Origin of the sequence: Pseudomonas reactans, from assembly GCF_013387025.1 — a bacterium.
GTDB classification, from domain to species: Bacteria; Pseudomonadota; Gammaproteobacteria; order Pseudomonadales; family Pseudomonadaceae; genus Aquipseudomonas; species Aquipseudomonas reactans.
Map to the genome: position 1 here is coordinate 43,561 of NZ_JACAQP010000011.1, position 17,158 is coordinate 60,718.

The 17,158-nt window shown below is 62.0% G+C and carries 16 protein-coding genes; 4 read left to right on the forward strand and 12 right to left on the reverse strand.

Annotated features, from left to right (window positions below):
• Positions 1-27 precede the first annotated feature (27 nt).
• Positions 28-1,242, forward strand: a complete 1,215-nt coding sequence (locus HX793_RS14135) for a DUF2599 domain-containing protein (RefSeq protein WP_177053638.1) — start codon at positions 28-30, stop codon at positions 1,240-1,242.
• A gap of 1 nt (position 1,243) precedes the next feature.
• On the opposite strand, the gene HX793_RS14140 is transcribed toward HX793_RS14135, so the two are convergent.
• Positions 1,244-2,038 carry an ABC transporter permease gene (locus HX793_RS14140; protein WP_016978449.1) on the reverse strand — a complete coding sequence of 265 codons (795 nt, stop codon included), beginning with the start codon at positions 2,036-2,038 and terminating at the stop codon, positions 1,244-1,246.
• A complete protein-coding gene (locus tag HX793_RS14145) occupies positions 2,035-2,718 on the reverse strand; it encodes an ABC transporter ATP-binding protein (RefSeq protein WP_177062101.1) in 684 nt (227 codons plus the stop codon). Before HX793_RS14145 ends, HX793_RS14140 begins: the two co-directional genes overlap by 4 nt.
• Positions 2,719-2,891: 173 nt before the next feature.
• Between HX793_RS14145 and HX793_RS14150 the strand changes: the two genes are divergently transcribed.
• From HX793_RS14150 to HX793_RS14160, 3 genes are all read left to right on the forward strand, one after another.
• Positions 2,892-4,088: a DUF1835 domain-containing protein gene (locus tag HX793_RS14150; protein WP_177062103.1), complete on the forward strand. Its 1,197-nt coding sequence runs from the start codon at positions 2,892-2,894 to the stop codon at positions 4,086-4,088.
• Positions 4,089-4,133: 45 nt separating this feature from the next.
• Complete coding sequence (locus HX793_RS14155; RefSeq protein WP_177062105.1) at positions 4,134-4,958, forward strand: HAD family acid phosphatase; 825 nt, start codon at positions 4,134-4,136, stop codon at positions 4,956-4,958.
• Positions 4,959-5,033: 75 nt separating this feature from the next.
• A complete protein-coding gene (locus tag HX793_RS14160) occupies positions 5,034-5,411 on the forward strand; it encodes a c-type cytochrome (protein ID WP_218178626.1) in 378 nt (125 codons plus the stop codon).
• A 3-nt stretch (positions 5,412-5,414) separates the two neighbouring features.
• Here the strand turns inward: HX793_RS14160 and HX793_RS14165 are convergent, their stop codons facing one another.
• From HX793_RS14165 to HX793_RS14210, 10 genes are all read right to left on the reverse strand, one after another.
• The gene (locus HX793_RS14165; protein ID WP_177095070.1) at positions 5,415-5,849 is read right to left on the reverse strand and encodes a RidA family protein; all 435 of its coding nucleotides are present in this window, start codon (positions 5,847-5,849) and stop codon (positions 5,415-5,417) included.
• A 208-nt stretch (positions 5,850-6,057) separates the two neighbouring features.
• Positions 6,058-7,641, reverse strand: coding sequence for a flavin monoamine oxidase family protein (locus HX793_RS14170; RefSeq protein WP_177062111.1), 1,584 nt, complete (start codon positions 7,639-7,641; stop codon positions 6,058-6,060).
• 12 nt (positions 7,642-7,653) lie between these two features.
• Positions 7,654-8,577, reverse strand: coding sequence for an ABC transporter substrate-binding protein (locus HX793_RS14175; protein WP_177062113.1), 924 nt, complete (start codon positions 8,575-8,577; stop codon positions 7,654-7,656).
• Positions 8,578-8,595: 18 nt separating this feature from the next.
• Positions 8,596-9,369: an amino acid ABC transporter ATP-binding protein gene (locus HX793_RS14180; RefSeq protein WP_016978457.1), complete on the reverse strand. Its 774-nt coding sequence runs from the start codon at positions 9,367-9,369 to the stop codon at positions 8,596-8,598.
• Positions 9,362-10,327 carry an amino acid ABC transporter permease gene (locus HX793_RS14185; RefSeq protein ID WP_016978458.1) on the reverse strand — a complete coding sequence of 322 codons (966 nt, stop codon included), beginning with the start codon at positions 10,325-10,327 and terminating at the stop codon, positions 9,362-9,364. The genes HX793_RS14180 and HX793_RS14185 overlap by 8 nt, the downstream gene beginning before the upstream one ends.
• A 16-nt stretch (positions 10,328-10,343) precedes the next feature.
• Positions 10,344-12,737: a TonB-dependent receptor plug domain-containing protein gene (locus HX793_RS14190; RefSeq protein ID WP_016978459.1), complete on the reverse strand. Its 2,394-nt coding sequence runs from the start codon at positions 12,735-12,737 to the stop codon at positions 10,344-10,346.
• A gap of 386 nt (positions 12,738-13,123) precedes the next feature.
• Entirely contained in the window at positions 13,124-14,332 is a 1,209-nt protein-coding gene (locus HX793_RS14195) for a DSD1 family PLP-dependent enzyme (RefSeq protein WP_177095181.1), read from the reverse strand.
• Between the two features lie 56 nt (positions 14,333-14,388).
• Complete coding sequence (locus HX793_RS14200; protein WP_177095179.1) at positions 14,389-15,720, reverse strand: D-arabinono-1,4-lactone oxidase; 1,332 nt, start codon at positions 15,718-15,720, stop codon at positions 14,389-14,391.
• 73 nt (positions 15,721-15,793) lie between these two features.
• Positions 15,794-16,150, reverse strand: coding sequence for a c-type cytochrome (locus tag HX793_RS14205; protein WP_016979647.1), 357 nt, complete (start codon positions 16,148-16,150; stop codon positions 15,794-15,796).
• A gap of 144 nt (positions 16,151-16,294) precedes the next feature.
• Positions 16,295-17,047 carry an outer membrane beta-barrel protein gene (locus tag HX793_RS14210; protein WP_016979648.1) on the reverse strand — a complete coding sequence of 251 codons (753 nt, stop codon included), beginning with the start codon at positions 17,045-17,047 and terminating at the stop codon, positions 16,295-16,297.
• Positions 17,048-17,158 lie beyond the last annotated feature (111 nt).

Genomic DNA, 17,158 nt, shown 5'->3' on the forward strand with positions numbered 1-17,158 from the left:
GCTCCACGTATTCAAGGAGCAATACCCATGAAAGGATCACGTACGCCCATCGCCCTGGCCCTCGCGGCGCTGGCATTCACCGCCCATGCCGATCAAGGCACCGACACCGTCGCCCGGCTCAACCAACTCTACAATGACACCCGCCAGGACTGCGGCGGGCCGTCCAAGCCAGCCTTCCTGTGTTCCGGCGTGCTGTTCCGCGCCACGTGGCCTTCCACCGACTATCAGTTCTACAGCGTCAGCCCGAAAAGCCAGGCCAGCGGCGGCGTTTCGGCCTCCTACCTGCGCAAGGATTCCAAGTACCGCAAGTTGGCGTACGGCCTCAAAAGCGGCTTCATCTTCGACACCATTTTCGGCAACCCCAAGGATCATCAGGACTACGCCGTGCTGTGCTCCTTCCCCATCGACGCCGCCACCGACGATCGCAACCAGCAAGGCTGCACCGACTCACGCCGAACGCCAGGCGTCGTCGAAAAGTACTGCCATGAACAAGGCATCACCACCGCCGAGCAATGGGGCGTCAACTACAAGCAGAACCGTGGCGATCACTCGCGCCAATGCTCCTTTGATGTGCGCGACGAACGCAACACCGCCGCAGGCCCGGCGTTCTATCAGAGCATTCGGGCAATGGCGACGATTGCCGACGAATCCTTCACCACCCAGAACGAGCTGCGTCTGGCCAAGTGGGAGGAAAACCCACCGAAGTCACCGTCGATCCTCGCCCTGTTCTACACCGAAGACGCCGGCCTGGAAGGTGCACGTTTGAACCAGTTGCAGTGGTACAAAGCCGTGGGCAACTACCTGCCGGTGATCAACATGAAACTGCCGCAGACCCGCCAGCAGGAGGCGTCGTTCGCCTACGACAGCAAGAAGCAGGTCATCCAGCCCATCACCGAAAAGAACAGCTGCGAGCGTTACGTGCAAAGCGCAACCTGGGTGGAGCGCGACGACCCAGGCTTTGGCCGCAAGATCATGACCTTGGAAGTGACGCCGACCGACTGCGGCCGCCAGGTCAAAGACGGCCAGACCAACAACTTCTTCAACGAACTGGCCAGCGACCACTACCTGGACGCCGGCTGGAAGGACAACCCGGACAACCGCGACAGCAACGTCGGCAGCATGCGCCGCCAACTGGTCTGCCACTTCAATATCGCCCGCAACAAGCCGGAATGGAACCTGGAGCCGTCGCGGCCGTATACCTCCAATGAGGATTCGATTGCCAAGGGTTGCAACAACACTTGAGTCAGGAACGCTCCTGCAGCCTATCCCGCAAGAACCGGTGGCTCACGGAAAACAACCGCCGGTAGGTGAGCAGCACCGCACCTACCGTGCCCAACGCCGACGCTGCGGCAATCAGAAACATGATCACGATCTGATACCGCACTGCATCCACCGGGCTCTCCCCCGCCAGCACCTGCCCGGTCATCATGCCGGGCAGGCTGACGATGCCCACCACGGTCATTTGGTTCAGCGTCGGGATCATCCCGGCGCGCACAGCCTGGCGGATGGCTTCCTGCGCGGCTTCCCAGCGCGAGCCGCCGAGGGCCAGGATCATTTCGATGGTGTTGCGGCCCGAGGTCAGCTCCTGGGTCATGCGTTCGATCCCCAGCGACACCCCGGTCAGGGTGTTGCCCAGGATCATGCCGAGGATCGGAATTGCATACTGCGGCTCGTACCACGGGTGGATGCGAATCACCGCAAACAAGCCCACCGCCGTTACCAGCCACGAACTGCCCCACACCGACAGGATGCTGTCCACACGCTGCCCCCGGTAAGTGCGCCGCCCGCGCCCCGCCGCCGAGATGCCGGCGATCAGGGTCATGGCGCACATCAACGGCAGCACCACGTACCAGTAAGCGAACTCGAACACCCAGCCCAGCAGGTAACCGATGGCCAGCAGTTGCACCACGGTGCGCACCGCCGCCCACAACAACTGGCGCTCCAGGCCCAGGCGCAGCAGCAGGGAAAGCGCGCCGTTGATCAGGATCAGCGAGGCGGCAATACCCATGTCCAGCGCGGTGAGGTTTTGATAGTTCATGGCTGGGCCACTCCGCTCAATACACCGGCACTCATCTGCAAATGGATGTTGCTCATGCGCCGGGCCTGGTCCAGGTCGTGGGAGACCCAGATACAGGCACGGGCGCGATCCCCGGCAAACCAGGCATCAATCAGCGCTTCCACTTCGCGGGATGAAGCGGGGTCGAGGGCGGCGGTGGGCTCGTCGAGCAGCAGCACTTCGGGATTGAGTTGCAGAGTGCGGATCAGCGAGACCACCTGGGATTCACCGCCCGACAGGTCGGCAGCGCGCTTGGCCAAAAAGCCAGGATCCTTGCCGGCGTGGCCCAGCAGTGTGGTCACCGTGGCAAGGTCAAAGCGGCGTTTGCGCGACGTCTTGAGGCTGAAGGGGAAACGCAGGTTGTCTTCCACCGTGCCGTCGAGCAGCGCCGGGCGTTGCGACAGGTAGCTGATGTGGCAGCGGTAGTGGGGAATCTGCGCATTGCCGATCGGCTGGCCGTTCCACAGGATCTGCCCGGAGCTAGGCGCGTCCAGCAGCGCCAGTGCACGCAGGAACACGCTTTTGCCGGAACCGGATGAGCCGGTGATCGACACGCGATCGGCGGCATTCAAGGTGAAATCGGTGGGCTGGAGCAACGCCACGTGGCGGCGCTCGTCCATGCGCGTGAGGGCGCGGGTTTCGATTAACGGGGTGTCGGACATGAACTCTTTACTCGGTTGAACGGCTTGCAATCAAAAACCTCACTGCCTATATTCCCCGTCTGGCGCTCTCTACGCCACCTTCCGCGGAAAGGGCTGCGCCCAAGACACTGCAACATCCTCTTTTTCTACGACTCCCCACCTTGAAGCGGAAAAGGTTTGTGCAAGGAGCTCGTATGTCCCGCCACTTCAATTCCGATGGCCGCCTCAACCTTGAACAGCAGCGCAAGCGTGCCAAGGAACTGCTGCCACGCCTCAAAGCCGAAGACCCGAACGCGACCTTATCCGTGGCTCAATGGGAGATCGCCAAGCAGCTGGGTTTCAGCAGTTGGCCCAAACTCAAGGCCCATGTCGACGCCATCGACTTTGCCGCCCGCCACCCCGACTTCACCGCCAGCGACGAAGCCCGCACCACCCACTGGCGCTGCGGCAATGACATTGCCCACAGCCTGCAACTGGCGGGGTTCAAAGGGCAGTTCCGGATGCTTACCGACCCGCTGTGCATGGGCCCTGTCCGCGATTTGCCCAGCCAAGCCTTCCGTGCGATGCGCAGCGCTTTTATCAGCCAGGCCTTTGCCATCGATGAAGCTGATGCAGCACGCCGCGTCGACGCTGAGTACGACCACCTCGAAACCTTGGCCAGCGCCGAACACAGTGTGCTGTGGTGCGAGGCGGATGCCTATGACCAGTTGTTCCTGATCCGTGCGCTGGCCGGCCTTGAGCAGCCACCGCGCAAGCTGGAGCTGATCGAGGTGGACCGCATTCCCGGCGTGCAACGCTTTATCGGCATCGGCCAACTGGCGCCGGATGTGTTGGCGTGGCTGTGGCCGCAACGGCGCTTGATCGATGATCACGCCGTGCAACTCGCCAAAGAGGCCTGGTCGGCGTATTGCGACAGCTCGCCAGTCAAGTGGGCGCAATTGGCCCATGGCAGCCACCCCGCCTTACCGTTTCTGGCCCCGGCGCTGTTGCGTCAGTTGCAGGAGTTGCCCGGTCTGCGCGATGGGCTGTCGCTGACCGAACGCCTGGCCCTGACGTACCTCGCCGAGGCTGGGCCAACGCCATTCGGCCGGGTCTTTGCAGAGTTGATGGCCAAGCGTGAGCCGCTACCGTTTCTGGGGGACATGATGTTTCACGCGCTGCTGCGGCCGTTGATCGATGGCGACAACCCTTTGCTGACAGCCACCCAGACGCACCTGGAATGGCCACGCCAGGTGCTGGCGTTGACGGCGCTGGGGCAAGCCGTGCTGAACGGCCATGCCCACTGGCGGGATCATGCCAGTCATGCGCGCTGGGTCGGGGGGGTCTGCCTACGACCTGGCCAGCCTCATTGGGCGATTGATGAAAACATCCTGCCTGTATGGCGCCCGTGATTAGGCTAAGGTGCGCCCATCCAACTTTCATCTGCGAGACTGCCCATGCGTAAACTGATCTTCGCCAGCCTCTGCCTGCTGGCGGGCTGCCAACAAACACCTCCGGCCAACGACCAACTCGACGCCGTGCTCTGGACACAGACCTCCATCGAGCATGAGTTGATCTACCGTCAGCTCTTCGCCCATGCCACCCGCCAACTCGACGTGGCGCTGGCTGATCCGACCTGGGACGCCCTGCCCTTACCCCCGCGCAACCTCAAAGGGTTGCCGCCGGCGGTCGTGGTCGATATCGACGAAACCCTGCTGGACAACGTGCCGCTCAACGCCCGCGATGTGGTCAACAACCAGGTTTATTCCTACGACCGCTGGAACACCTGGGTCGACCAGGCCAAGGCCCAGGCATTGCCCGGCGCAGTCGCCTTCGTGCAAGCGGCCCAGCAGAAAGGTATCGCGGTCTACTACCTGACCAACCGTGAACACAGCCAGGTCGCCGCCACCGTGAAGAACCTGCGCCTGCGCGGTTTCCCGGTGGCAAGCGACGAACACGTCCTCGCCGCCAGCACGCCCACCGGCCATTGCGAAAGCGCCGGCTACGGCAAGAACTGCCGTCGCCAATGGGTCGCCGCCCATGCCCGCGTGTTGTTGATGGCCGGTGATTCCCTGGGGGATTTCGTCCAGGCCGAGCACAACACCGTCGCGGATCAACGCAAGGCTGTAGCGCCTTATGTGAACTGGCTGGGGCAGCGCTGGTTTCTGTTGCCCAACCCGACGTATGGCAACTGGTACAGCGCGCCGTATGGGGATGATGAGAAGTTGCCGTTTGAGCAAAAGCGCAAGCTCAAGCAACAGGCGTTGCAGTTGCAGGAATAGCCCACGCGGCTGAACGGTGGGCATCAGGTTGTGCCCACGATCCCAATCTGATTCAAACCACAAGGTCATATGGATATGAAACGGGTACTTATCGCCTGGCTCGGCCTGTTATCGCTCACCCAACCCTCACTGTCCTTCGCGGACAACCTCAACGGGAAAACCCTATTTTCCCAGCGGTGTGCGATGTGCCACGGCGCCGATATCAAAGGCACAGGCCCCTTGGCCAACAAGAGCAGCCCCCCCACCCCCGACCTGACCACCGCGGCGTTCAAAAAGCGCCTGAATGATTATCCAGGCGTTATTGTCTCGTCGATCATCCTTCGCCCCAATGGCGACTTGATCCCAAGAACCTTGCGAGAGAACGGCGTGAAGCTGGCGCCGTTCGCTTGGAGGGTTGACGACTTCCGCGATTTGAACCAGTACATGAGCGGTGTGATTGCAAAAAGTCGATGAGTCTCACACCGCTCTTGCCGCGATCGCCTCCACTTCGACCAACGCGCCGGGCAACGGCAATGCCACCACCTGCAACGCTGTGCGTGCCGGTTTATTCGGTTGCTCAGGCGTACCAAAGAACTGCGTATAGCCCGCCTGCAAGCCGGCGAAATCCAGCTTGCCGCCCGTCTCTTCGGCCCCCACCAGAAACACCCGCAACTGCACGATGTCGCCCAGGTCCAGGTCTTGCTGGCGCAAGATCTTGCGCAGCTTGTTGAATACCGACACCGTCTGCACTTCGGTATTTCCATAGGCTGCCGGCGTGCCCGCCGGGGCCTTGGCGTCGTGCACGTCCGGCAAGGTGCCGCTAACGAAAATCAAGCTGGTAGAAGCCGGCACGGACACGGTCTGCGAGATCGGGAAATCGCCGACGCTGGTGCGTTGAATGTTGTCGCTCATGATATTTCTCCTTAATGATGCATGGGTCACTCAACCACTTTCAAAACCGTCGACACCCTCTGTGGCGAGCGGGCTTGCCCCGCGTTGGAGCGCGTAGCGCTCCCAATCCAGGCGCTGCGGTGTGACAGATAAACCAAGTCGGCGGGTTCTGGGGCCGCTTCGCGCCCCAACGCGGGGCAAGCCCGCTCGCCACAACAGCGCATTTGGCCTAGGAAGCGGCCGCCGCCGATATATAGCGTTGTTGGGTAACCCGTTCGGCCAGTTGCCCGACCACATGGCGCGCCGAATTGGCCGCCGATTCCTGCCAGATGCCCACGCCGCTTTGCACCAGGCCATCACCGGCGAAGTACACACGGCCGTGGCCGGCTTCGAGCAAGGCGCTGGCGTCGGCCGGGAAGTGTTCGCGTTGCAGCCACGGGCCTTCGCTGTAGGGGATCTGTTCCCAGGACACCGCCAGCGGATTGCGCAGGTGTCTGGAATAACCGGGGTGCAGCAGTTCCACGGCTTCTTTCGAGGTGGCGTACTGCTGGTCGAACGGTTGCGCACCAAATACGTCGGCGCCCTCCCCGGTCACATAGCCCGCCACCAGCAAGCCTTCGCGGGTATTGAGGTCGTTGCTCGGGTACCACAGCAGGCGCGCCGGGTGTTCGATCCACGACAGGCCACCGTAGGTGCGGTAGTCGGTTTCCCAGAATCGCGGCGACTGCCACGCCACTTTGGTTGCCTGGTCGCTGCGGGTGCTGAGCAAGGCGGCCTTGATCGGGTCGCTGAAGTCAGTGTCGAGCTTGGCCAGCAGCGGCAACGGCAGGGTCGAGATCAGGTAGTCGGCGCGCACCACCTGTTCGCGACCGCTGAGCTTGTCGTGGTAAGTCACGGCTACGCCGTCTTCCAACTGGCGGATCTGCCGCACCTGGGCGCCCAGTTGCACCTGGCCCCGGACGCGCTGGTAAAAGGCGTCCGTGATGCGGTCCATACCACCGACCGGTTGGAACATGGTCGCGGAGAACTCGGGAAATTCCGTGTGCAACAACGCGCCCCACAGTTCCGGGTGCAGCAGTTGGTCGAGTGATAAAGGGCTACGACTGGCGGGCAACGCACCGGGATACGCAGGCGATTCCAGGTGCCCCGAACGAATCGTGCCTTCGAACGCCAGCGCCTGTGACAGGTCGCCATACACCTGCAGGAACGCCAGCAATCGCCTGCGTTCCTCACCGCTCAATACATCATCGAGGGCATCACGCTGCACCGCCTTGGCCAGCAAGCCGGACACATGCCCACGCGCATCGTTGATGGCCTGGCCGACGGTGAATGCCGGCTTGCTCACATCCGGCCGCACCTGGGCGCCATGGCTGCTGTTGACCAACACCTCCAGCGGTACGCCCAACTCGCTGCAATAGTCGAGAATGGTGCGATGCTGGCTGGGAATCCGCGCCGGCCCGGCGTTGAAGTAGTGCCCCTGTTCGAACGCTGCGGTTTGCGTGCGGCCGTCCTTGTAATCCACGCGATCGCCGTTGCGGATCGTCCAGGTGCGGCCGCCCACGCGGTCACGCGCCTCCAGCACTTGCACCTCGAACCCGGCGCGGCTCAACTCCAGTGCCGTCACCAGCCCCGCGATCCCGGCGCCCAACACCAGCACGCGGGTGCCCTGCCCCAGGCCTTCCTTGAGTTTCAGCGGTTGCGGGCGGCGGTGTGACGACGGCCCCAGGCCCAATGCCGCCAGTGCCTCCTTGACGGCCTTTTCGCCGCCTACCGCAGCAATGCTCGACAGCGCTTCACGTCGTGTCAGTCCCATGCTCGATGCTCCTTAATCCGGCAGGCCCGGTGGGTTGATCAACGACTGGTCGACGCGCTCGATATCCAGGCCCCAGCGTTGCAGCACCTGTTCGTATTGGCCGCCGGCAATTGCGCCTTCCAGCGCGGTGTGGATCGGCTGGACCAGGCCGTTGTCCTTGCGCGTGGTCACCGCAATGTCTGCTTTCAAAGGCCAGCCACCATTGACCGTGCCGACAAGCTTGATACCGCCGGTGATTGCCGCCGAATAGGCGTACACCGAGTTGGGCCCGAACAGCGCATCGCTGCGCCCGGATTGCACCGCCAGTTGCGCGGCAGCCTGGTCGTCGAAGTACTGCAACAGTGCCGGCTTGAGCCCGGCTTTTTCATTGGCGTCGTTCCAGGCCAGCAGGACCTTTTCCTGGTTGGTGCCGGAGCCAACGATGATCTTCAGCCCGGCAATATCTTCGGCCTGCTTGATCGCGCTGATCTTGCTGGTGCTCTTCACATAAAACCCGAGCACGTCCTGGCGGTAGGTCGCGAAGTCGAAGCGCTTCTTGCGCGCCTCGGTCACCGTGACGTTGCTGATCACCGCGTCGTACTTGCCCGAACTGACGCCCAGGGGCCAATCTTCCCAGCTGGTCTGCACCACGTTGAGTTGCAAGCCCAGGCTGTCGGCGACCAACTGCGCCGTATCGGCCTCGCTGCCGATGGTGGTCTTGTCATCGCTGGCCAGCAGCGCCAGGGGCGGCCCAGCCACACCGGACACGGCCACGGTGAACTTGCCCGGCTGGGCGAACTTGAAGCCCGGTGGGATCTGCGCGATGGCTGCTTCGTTACGCGGTACATGAATGCGCGGGCGGTCGGGGCTGAGGTCGACCTGTTGCACGGCGAATGCGCTTTGCGCAGTGCTGACGGCGAGCGCCAGCAAGGCTATGCGGGCAGTAGAAATAATCATGGGCAGTCACTCCTTGAACTAAAGCACCTTGCCGAGAAAGGCCACAGTGCGGGGATGTCGGGGTTGGCGGAAAATCTGCTCGGGCGGGCCTTCTTCGATCAACTGGCCGTCGCAGAGGAACACCACGTGGTCGGCCACTTCACGGGCAAAGCCGATTTCGTGGGTGACGATCACCAGGGTCACACCCAGTTGGGTCAGGCCCTTGATCACGTCGAGCACTTCGCCCACCAGCTCCGGGTCGAGCGCCGAAGTGGGTTCATCGAACAGCAGCACTTTGGGGTCCAGCGCCAAGGCGCGGGCGATGGCCACGCGCTGTTGCTGGCCGCCGGAGAGCTGGCGCGGGTAGGCATCGACCTTGTCCGCCAGACCCACCTTGGCCAGCAGCTCGGCCGCCTTGGTTGGGGCCTCGGCCTTGTTCCAGCGCTTGTGGGCCAGAGGCGCCTCAGCGACGTTCTCCCAGGCGGTGAGGTGCGGGAACAGGTTGAAGTTCTGGAACACGAAGCCCACGTCGATGCGGCGCTTGAGAATTTCGCGCTCTTTCAGCTCGTAGAGCAGGTCACCCTTGCGGCGATAGCCGACGTATTCACCGTCGATGGTGATATGCCCGCTGTCGATCTTTTCCAGGTGGTTGATGGTGCGCAGCAAGGTGGACTTGCCCGAGCCGGATGGCCCGAGGATCACCGTAACCTTGCCAGGGTCGATGGTCAGGTCGATGTCTTGCAACACCTGCTGGTTGCCAAAGCGCTTGCCCACGCCCTGGATCTGGATGCGCCCGGCGCGTGCTTCAGCCATGGGTTTTCTCCTTCAACCAACCGCGTAGGCGTTGCAACGGCGTGGGCGGCAGTACCCGTGCGGTGCCGCGTGCGAAATGGCGCTCGACGTAGTACTGCGCGCTGGTCAGCACAGTGGTGATGATCAAGTACCAGACCGTCGCCACGATCAGCAGCGGGATCACCGCCTGGGTGCGGTTGTAGATGACCTGCACGGTGTAGAACAGCTCGGGCAAGGCCAGGACGTAGACAATCGAGGTGCCCTTGACCAGGCCGATGATTTCATTGAAACCCGACGGCAGGATCGAACGTAGCGCCTGGGGCAGAATGATCCGGAAGATCCGCCGCGAAGCCGGCAAACCCAACGCCGCAGCGGCTTCATGCTGGCCGGCGTCGACACCGATCAGCCCGCCGCGAATGATTTCTGCCGCGTACGCCGCCTGCATCAGGCTCAAGCCCAACACCGCCACAGTGAACTGGCTGAGCACGTCCACGGTGGACCACTCGGCGAACACCACCGAGGTGAACGGCACGCCGAGCACGATGTGGTCGTACAGGTAGGCAAAGTTGTAGAGGATGATCAGCACCAGCAACGCCGGCATCGAGCGGAAGAACCAGATGTAGCCCCAGGCCAACGCCGCCAGCAGCGGCGAGCCTGACAGTCGCGCCAACGCCAGCGCTGTGCCAAGAATGATGCTGAACACCGTGCTCAACAGCGTCAGCAACAGCGTCTGCCCCAGCCCACGCAGCACCGACGGCGAGAAAAACCACTGGCCGAACACACCCCACTCCCAGCGCGGGTTGGTGGCCAGGGAATGCACGATGGCCAGCAGCACCAGCGCCGCGAAGATCGACCCGGCCCAGCGCCAGGGATGCCGCGCGGGCACCACTTGCAGGGCCTTGATCGGCGTGGAGACACGGGTCTGGCGCACCGGGCTGGGCGAGTCAATCAGGTCATAGGATTTGGCGACGATGGGCATGGTGTGTTCCTCGGCCTCAGAAGGCATAGGTCAAGCGGGTGTAGTAGTACCCGCCGGTAAAACCGTAGGGCGAATAGACGCCATAGCTGCTGACCATGGTGCTGCTCGGCACCCCTTGTTTCTTGGGGTAGATATCGAACAGGTTCTTGGCGCCGACAGCGATATTCAGGTCTTTGGTGAGGTTGTAGCCAAGGTCGAGATCGGTGATCCACTTGGCGCTGTAGATGCGGTCCAGGTCGCGATTGGCCGACGAGTTGACCTCCTTGTAGGAGCCGTAGCGGGTCAGCGCCAGGTTGAGATTGAAGCGGTCGATGCTCCAGTCGCCGCCCAGGATCAGCTTGGTGCTGGGCTGCACGCCGGTAATCAGGTTGCGCGCCTCACGGTTCATCAACTCGTAGGAGGTGCCGAGGATGTTGGTGGATTCCTTGTAGTTGAGGATCCGCGTCTGGTTCCAGTTGAACGCGGCGGTCCACTTCACCGCGCCGTACTGACCGAGGTCCTGGCTGTAGTTGCTGACCAGGTCCAGGCCTTTGGTGCGGGTGTCGGCGCCGTTGATGAAGTACTGGCCGCCGGAGGTGGAGTTGATGCCGTTGCCCTGCAACACCTGGGTGATCTCGGGGCCGAGCAAGGTGCCGGTGAGCGTGATGCGATCGCGCAGGTTGATCACGTAGGCATCGGCGGTGAAGCTCAGGCGATCAGTGGGCGTGAGGGTGAAACCGAGGCTGAAGTTGGTCGAGCGCTCCGGCTTCAACTCCTGAGCGCCGAGGGCCTGGGCGGCAGCTGAGCCCACAGGCAACACGCCGTAATTGATCGACTGGTACACGCCGTCAACCACGCCATAGGTGGTGGACCGCGCACTGAACAGGCTGTTGGCCAAAGACGGCGCGCGGAAGCCGTTGCTCACCGTGGCGCGCACGGCGAACTGCGGGGTGAAATCATAGCGGGTGGTCAGCTTGCCGCTGCGGGTGGCGCCGACGCCCTGGTTATAGTGCTCGTAGCGAAACGCCGTGCCGACGTACCAGTCCGGCACCGGGTTGAAGCCCACATCGACATAACTGGCCAGGCTGTTGCGCGAGGCGCTGCTTTCCTCATCCGGCGAAATCCCGTTGGTGACTTGCGCCCCCGACGACGCGCAATTACCCGGCGCCACGCAGTAGCCGCCGTTGGCATACGACTCATAGTCACCGGCCTGCACCTCATAGGTGTCACGTCGGTGTTCAAAACCGACGCTCAGGTCCAGCGGCTTTTGCAGGCCAATATCAAAGCCGCGCTTGAAGTCGAGATTGGTGGTCAGCTCGGTGGAAATCCAGGTGCCGGAGGTGAAGTGATTCGGCGTGGCCTCGCCCAGCGACGGGTTCTGGTTATGGGTGGTGCCCTGCTCCGCGTCGTTGCGCCCGTAGGTGGTGGACAGGTCCCAGTCCCACTCGCCTACCGTACCTTTACCGCCGAATGCCGCCTGGAAATCATCCTCATCAATAAACCAGGTCGGGGTGTAACCGCCTGGATAACCGTTCGGCCCGGTGGTGATGGTGTTGGTGATGGTCGGCAGGCGGAAGTTCTGACCCTGCTCGGCCTTGCGGCGTGAATAGGTGGTGAAGGAATACAGGCTGAAGCTGTCGTCGATCGGCAGCTCGGCGTTGTAGCCCAGGGTCAGCAGGTTGGTCTTGGGCGTGCCGTAACCGCCATAGGTCGACCGCCCGGCTTGCTCGTAGGCTTGCGCGTAGGTGTAGCCGTTGGCGCTGGCCTTGTTGTCGTCGTTCTGGCTGCGGGCATCCAGGGCGAGCTGCACGATGCCGCCGTTGCCGATCTCGAAGCCTTTGTTGAGGCTTTGCTGCACGGTCTGTTTCTTGCCGTCATACCCCTGGCCGACGTTGGTCACCGAAGTGCCGCTGGTGTCGGCCTTGAGGATCACGTTGATCACCCCGGCGATGGCATCGGAACCGTATTGGGCGGCGGCGCCGTCGCGCAGGACTTCCACGTGGTCGATGGCACTGATGGGGATCAAATCCAGGTCAGCCGGGGCTGCGCCAGTGTTGATGCCATTGATGTTCAGGGTGGCAGCGGTATGACGGCGCTTGCCGTTGACCAGCACCAGCACTTCGGCGGCGCTCAGGCCCCGCAGGTTGGGGGCTCGGGCGATACCGCTGGCGTCCCAGCCGGTTTTTTCCGGCAGGGTCAGCGACGGGATCACTGCACTCAGGGCTTCCATGAGGCCGGGCTTGCCGGTGTTCTGCAATTGCTTGGCGCTGACCACGTCGATCGGCACCGGGCTGCTGGTGACGGTGCGCTGTTCGGCGCCACGGTTGCCGGTGACCACCACGGTGGACAGGGTGCTGTCGTCCTGGGCTTGGACGCTGTTGGCAAGGATAGCCAGGGCCAGTGCGGCTGACGGTTGTAGGGCTCGCTTCATAGGTATTCCTGCGTTTCCAAATCGCGAAGTCGGGCAGTCACGCGGGTGGGCGCGGTGCTCGGGTTTTTCTGGGGGGTTGGGGCGATTTGGGGCTAGGTGTGGGGCGAGGTTTGAATTGGCAACATGCGTTGAACTCCCTTCCAACGATTCTGCTGCGGGGGTGGCAGCGCAGAATCCGAATCTAGATTGGTACCATCCGAGGTCAGGGGTAGGCTGTTGAGTTCAAACATAACGGAATGGATTTTAAAAATATAATGCTATTTGGGCATAAGCTAATATTCTTGTATTTCATTATTTTTTGGATATTTTATTCGCATTGGTAATGTCTTTAGACAGCTAGGAATGAGTCCATATCCGTTACCGCAGGAATGGATACCTGCCAATCGTCAGCTATAGACAGGCCAAGCTTCAACAATTTTGCCTCCCCGGACCCCAAGCAAATCGCCAAACTGCAACAACACAAACTCACTCTGCGTCGGCCGCAAAAACACCTGATCCTCCACCCTCAATCCCACCGCCGGCGACCCATTCACCATCTCCTGGTTGGAACTGCGCCCATACAACTCATTACTCTTGAGCCCCTGCGGTGACTCAAACTCCGCCATCCAATTGCCCCCATAAATAAAGTAAGTCCCCCGCTGATTCGGATCCCACCACGAAAACACCCGCGACCTCCCATCCAACGCAGGAATATTCACCAGCCCTGTGCTTTTCAAGACCGGCGTAGCAATAAACGCCGCCGGCACATGCTCACTGAGGGAAGGCAGATCGTAATGCGTCGGCTTGAGCAACGCGGTGCCCACCGACACTTCCGTACTCAGCTGTTCCTGCTCATGAATCCGATAACTCGGGCTCCCCGCCGTATTCAACGTGAGCCCATCTCGCCATAACCCGGCAAAGTACTGACGCGTAAAATCCACATACCCGGTGTAGCGCTGCATCACCTGCTCAAACAACGCCTGGGGTGAGCCAAGAATGCCCGGCACACCCATGCCCACAAACGGGTCATAGCCCATGAACCCGGCAAATTCCAAATGCTGCGGATGGGCGCTGATCAGCGTCAGCATCTGCCCCAGCATCGCGTTATCACTGATGCCACCCCGATGCAGCCCCACATCCAACTCGATATTGACCCGTAACCGCACACTCAACCCCTGCGCCAACCTCAGGTATTGCTGCAACCGCTCAGGCGCATCCAACAGCCACTGCAATTGCCGCGACGGATCAAACGCGCCTTTGTGCGCCTGATAAAACAACTCCACCGATCGCACCGGCAACGGCTTGCCCAACAGGATGTCCGCTTCGGAGAACACCTGGGCGTCATGATTCAGGAATGGCTGGTGAAACGACATCAACCGTTGTGTGCCGGCGCGCTTGGCGATGTAGGCCAGCAGCCCTGGCGACGGCAGGGATTTCTCCACCAGCCGTAGGTGTTTGCCGCCGCGCTTGACCGATTGCATGACCACGTCGATGTTGTGATCCAGCCGATCCAGGTCAATCAGCATCACCGGCCGCATCGGCCCATGGGCCTTGAGTTCGGTATTAAGGGTGCGGAAGTAATCGTTGTAGGGGCTGCCACGGTCACTCGGCCGCAGTAACCAGGCGCCGGCGGCCAGCAAGGCGCCAGCGCCCAACACAAAATGTCGACGCTTCATCGGGCCACTCCCAGGATGGATGACAGGTATGCATTGAGGAATTTGCCGCTGGGGTCCAGCTCGCGACGTACGCGGGTGAACTCGTCCCAGCGCGGGTACAGCGGCTGCAACGTGCGCGCATTGAGGCTGTGCAACTTGCCCCAGTGCGGGCGGCCGGCGTACTTCCAGAAGATCGGCTCCACGGCGGCAAAAAAGTTGTGATGGTCCATGGCGTAGTGCTGGTGCACGGAGATCGAGCAACTGTCGCGGCCTTCGAACATACTCAGGGGAACGTCGTCGGCCTTGACGTAGCGATACTCGATGGGAAACCAGGTGCGCAGGTCCTTGTCATTGATCAGCTTGAGGATCTCGCGCAGGCAGGCCGGGCCATGCTCGGCGGGTACTGAATATTCCATCTCGTTGAAGCGCACATTGCGCACGTTGGCATAGACTTCGAACGACTCAGCCACGCGGTCCTCGAAGCTGGCGAAAAACCGCAGGCTGTTGAGCAAGGTGCGGCGGGTGTCGGGGAAGTCGCTGGCGTATTTGTCGAGCTTTTCGATGATCGTCACGAACTCATTGCCCCCCGCCTCCGCCGGCTCGATGGGTGGCGTTGCCGGGTCGCTGGTTTCGTTCAGGGCAATGGACAGCGCGTAGTCGGAATGGGTGACCACCAGCATTTCCCAGTGCTGGTTTTCCCGGGTGTGCTTGTCGATATCCTCCAGCAACTCTTCGGTCTTGGCGATCCACTGGCGTTCGCGCAGACGGTACGGCGCGCGGTTCTGCGAGCGGATTTGCGTGGCCACGCCCAATGCGCCGAGGGACACACACGCCGCGTTGAACACCTCGGGATGGCGCTGGGCATCGCAGTCCAGCACCTCGCCCTGGGCCGTCACCAGTTGCAGCCCGGTGACGCAACCGGAGTACGAGGTGAAGCCCACGCCGGTGCCGTGGGTCGAGGTGGCAATCGCCCCGGCCAGGGTCTGGTAATCGATATCCGCCATGTTCGGCAGCGCCTGGCCCACCGCCTTGAGTGCCGGGCCCATGCGCGACATCGGCGTGCCGGCGGCGAAGGTGGCTTGCAAGGTCGCGGGATCGTGGTCGAGCAGGCCGTTGAAGTAACTCAGGGACAGCAGCGTGCCGTCGGTGGGCACCAACGCGCTGAAGGAATGGGCCGAACCCACCGGCCTGACCTGCCCCGGTGTCTGGCGAAGCACCTGCACCAGCTCATCCAGGTCTTTCGGCGCCAGGCGGGCCAGCGGCAGACAGGTCTGCGCCCCCGACCAGTTGCGCCACGGAATCAACCTCGGCGCGCGCGCCAACTGGGCCAGCACCGGGTTGCTGCTCAACGCCAGGAAAGCCCCAACCAAGCCTGAACGTTGCAAGAGTTGCCGCCGTGAAAGCGCCATCCACCACCCCTTCTTATTGTTGGATTTGCACGCCGGCCATAAAGCCGATCAGCGCCACAAACTGTTCCTCGGAACACTGCATGCACATCCCCATCGGCGGCATGCCGTTGTAGCCGTTGATGCTGTGGTCCAGCAGCGTGTCGACACCCTGGGCGATACGCGGGCTCCACGCCGCGCGGTCGGCCGTCAGCGGCGCACCGGAGGCCGGGTTGGCATGGCACAGCTTGCAACTGCTGTCATAGACCTGGGCGAGCGCCGGGTCAGCGGGCATTGCAGTCGCCGCCGTGGCGCGTTCGGGGGAGTGTTTGGGAGTGTCGTCACAGGCCGTGAGCAGGCCGAGTAGCAGCAACAAAAAGGCGATGCGGGGCATGGCCACCCTCTCTTCTCAGGCTATGGAAAGCAGCTTCCACACTAAGGCAGCGACGCGGCGGCGTTGAGGGTTTTGGCGGACACAAAGGGGGCTGATGGGGACAGTTGAACGTGGGCGTTGGCCACCCACGTCCCGGCGATGCGCTTAGAACGCGATACCGACCTTGAAGCCGTATTCGTTGCGCTTGAGCTTGGTGTTGTCGGCCACTTCGGAATCGCCGTCGAGTTTGTACTCGGTGCGGGTGTAGTAGAGGCCCGCAACCACCGGCAGGTCGCCCTTCTGGTTCATCAGCAGGCTGACTTCGGCGTAGGGGTTGGTGCGGTCCTTGAGGTCCACGGTGTCGCTGCCGAAATCATCCACCTTGAGCTTGGTGCGGCCATCGATGGTGCGACGGGCGCCGGCTTCGACACGCAGAGTCATGTCATCGAACTGGTGGTTATAGCCCAGGGCTGCCTTGGCGAACGGCGACTTGTTGGTCAGCTTCACGTCGAGGTCGTTGATCTCTGGCTCGTAGCGGGTCCAGCTGTAGCCACCACCCACGATCACGTCGACAAAGTTGCGCGCATCCAGCGCGGCACGCCAGCCAAGGTCCAGGTCAGCCTGGCCTTCCTTGAGTTTGTTGTCGCTCTTTTCGCCGTACTTGGCTTCGATACCGGCCTGGTAGATAAAGCCGGATTCAGCGGTGAGCTTGTTGCCGAAGTTATAGAACAGGCCCGCTTCGGGCATGTGGCTCTTGTCGCTTTCGCTGCCGCCTTCGAATTTGAAATCGTTGTAGCTGCCCAGGATCCCGAAGGTGGAAATCGGGTCAGTGGACGGTGCGGCGAACACCGCGGCAGGCGCAGCGACCAGCGCCAGCAGCGAGGAACCTTTGAGGAATTTTCCGAATAGCTTGGACATCGTTTTACATCTCCTTGTCTGGTGAGCAAATTATTCAGGAACCGGTTCGAACCCCTGCTTGCGCGAAAGGTTCGAATTAATTTGCGTTGATTTGGAGGTAAAACGGTTCAG

What these genes read in the sequence shown, in the direction of transcription:
- HX793_RS14175 (WP_177062113.1), bottom strand. Translation starts at nt 8,577, where the DNA reads ATGATTATTTCTACTGCCCGCATAGCCTTGCTGGCGCTCGCCGTCAGC.
- HX793_RS14160 (WP_218178626.1), top strand. Translation starts at nt 5,034, where the DNA reads ATGAAACGGGTACTTATCGCCTGGCTCGGCCTGTTATCGCTCACCCAA.
- HX793_RS14210 (WP_016979648.1), bottom strand. Translation starts at nt 17,047, where the DNA reads ATGTCCAAGCTATTCGGAAAATTCCTCAAAGGTTCCTCGCTGCTGGCG.
- HX793_RS14190 (WP_016978459.1), bottom strand. Translation starts at nt 12,737, where the DNA reads ATGAAGCGAGCCCTACAACCGTCAGCCGCACTGGCCCTGGCTATCCTT.
- HX793_RS14165 (WP_177095070.1), bottom strand. Translation starts at nt 5,849, where the DNA reads ATGAGCGACAACATTCAACGCACCAGCGTCGGCGATTTCCCGATCTCG.
- HX793_RS14145 (WP_177062101.1), bottom strand. Translation starts at nt 2,718, where the DNA reads ATGTCCGACACCCCGTTAATCGAAACCCGCGCCCTCACGCGCATGGAC.
- HX793_RS14185 (WP_016978458.1), bottom strand. Translation starts at nt 10,327, where the DNA reads ATGCCCATCGTCGCCAAATCCTATGACCTGATTGACTCGCCCAGCCCG.
- HX793_RS14135 (WP_177053638.1), top strand. Translation starts at nt 28, where the DNA reads ATGAAAGGATCACGTACGCCCATCGCCCTGGCCCTCGCGGCGCTGGCA.
- HX793_RS14155 (WP_177062105.1), top strand. Translation starts at nt 4,134, where the DNA reads ATGCGTAAACTGATCTTCGCCAGCCTCTGCCTGCTGGCGGGCTGCCAA.
- HX793_RS14140 (WP_016978449.1), bottom strand. Translation starts at nt 2,038, where the DNA reads ATGAACTATCAAAACCTCACCGCGCTGGACATGGGTATTGCCGCCTCG.
- HX793_RS14180 (WP_016978457.1), bottom strand. Translation starts at nt 9,369, where the DNA reads ATGGCTGAAGCACGCGCCGGGCGCATCCAGATCCAGGGCGTGGGCAAG.
- HX793_RS14150 (WP_177062103.1), top strand. Translation starts at nt 2,892, where the DNA reads ATGTCCCGCCACTTCAATTCCGATGGCCGCCTCAACCTTGAACAGCAG.
- HX793_RS14170 (WP_177062111.1), bottom strand. Translation starts at nt 7,641, where the DNA reads ATGGGACTGACACGACGTGAAGCGCTGTCGAGCATTGCTGCGGTAGGC.
- HX793_RS14205 (WP_016979647.1), bottom strand. Translation starts at nt 16,150, where the DNA reads ATGCCCCGCATCGCCTTTTTGTTGCTGCTACTCGGCCTGCTCACGGCC.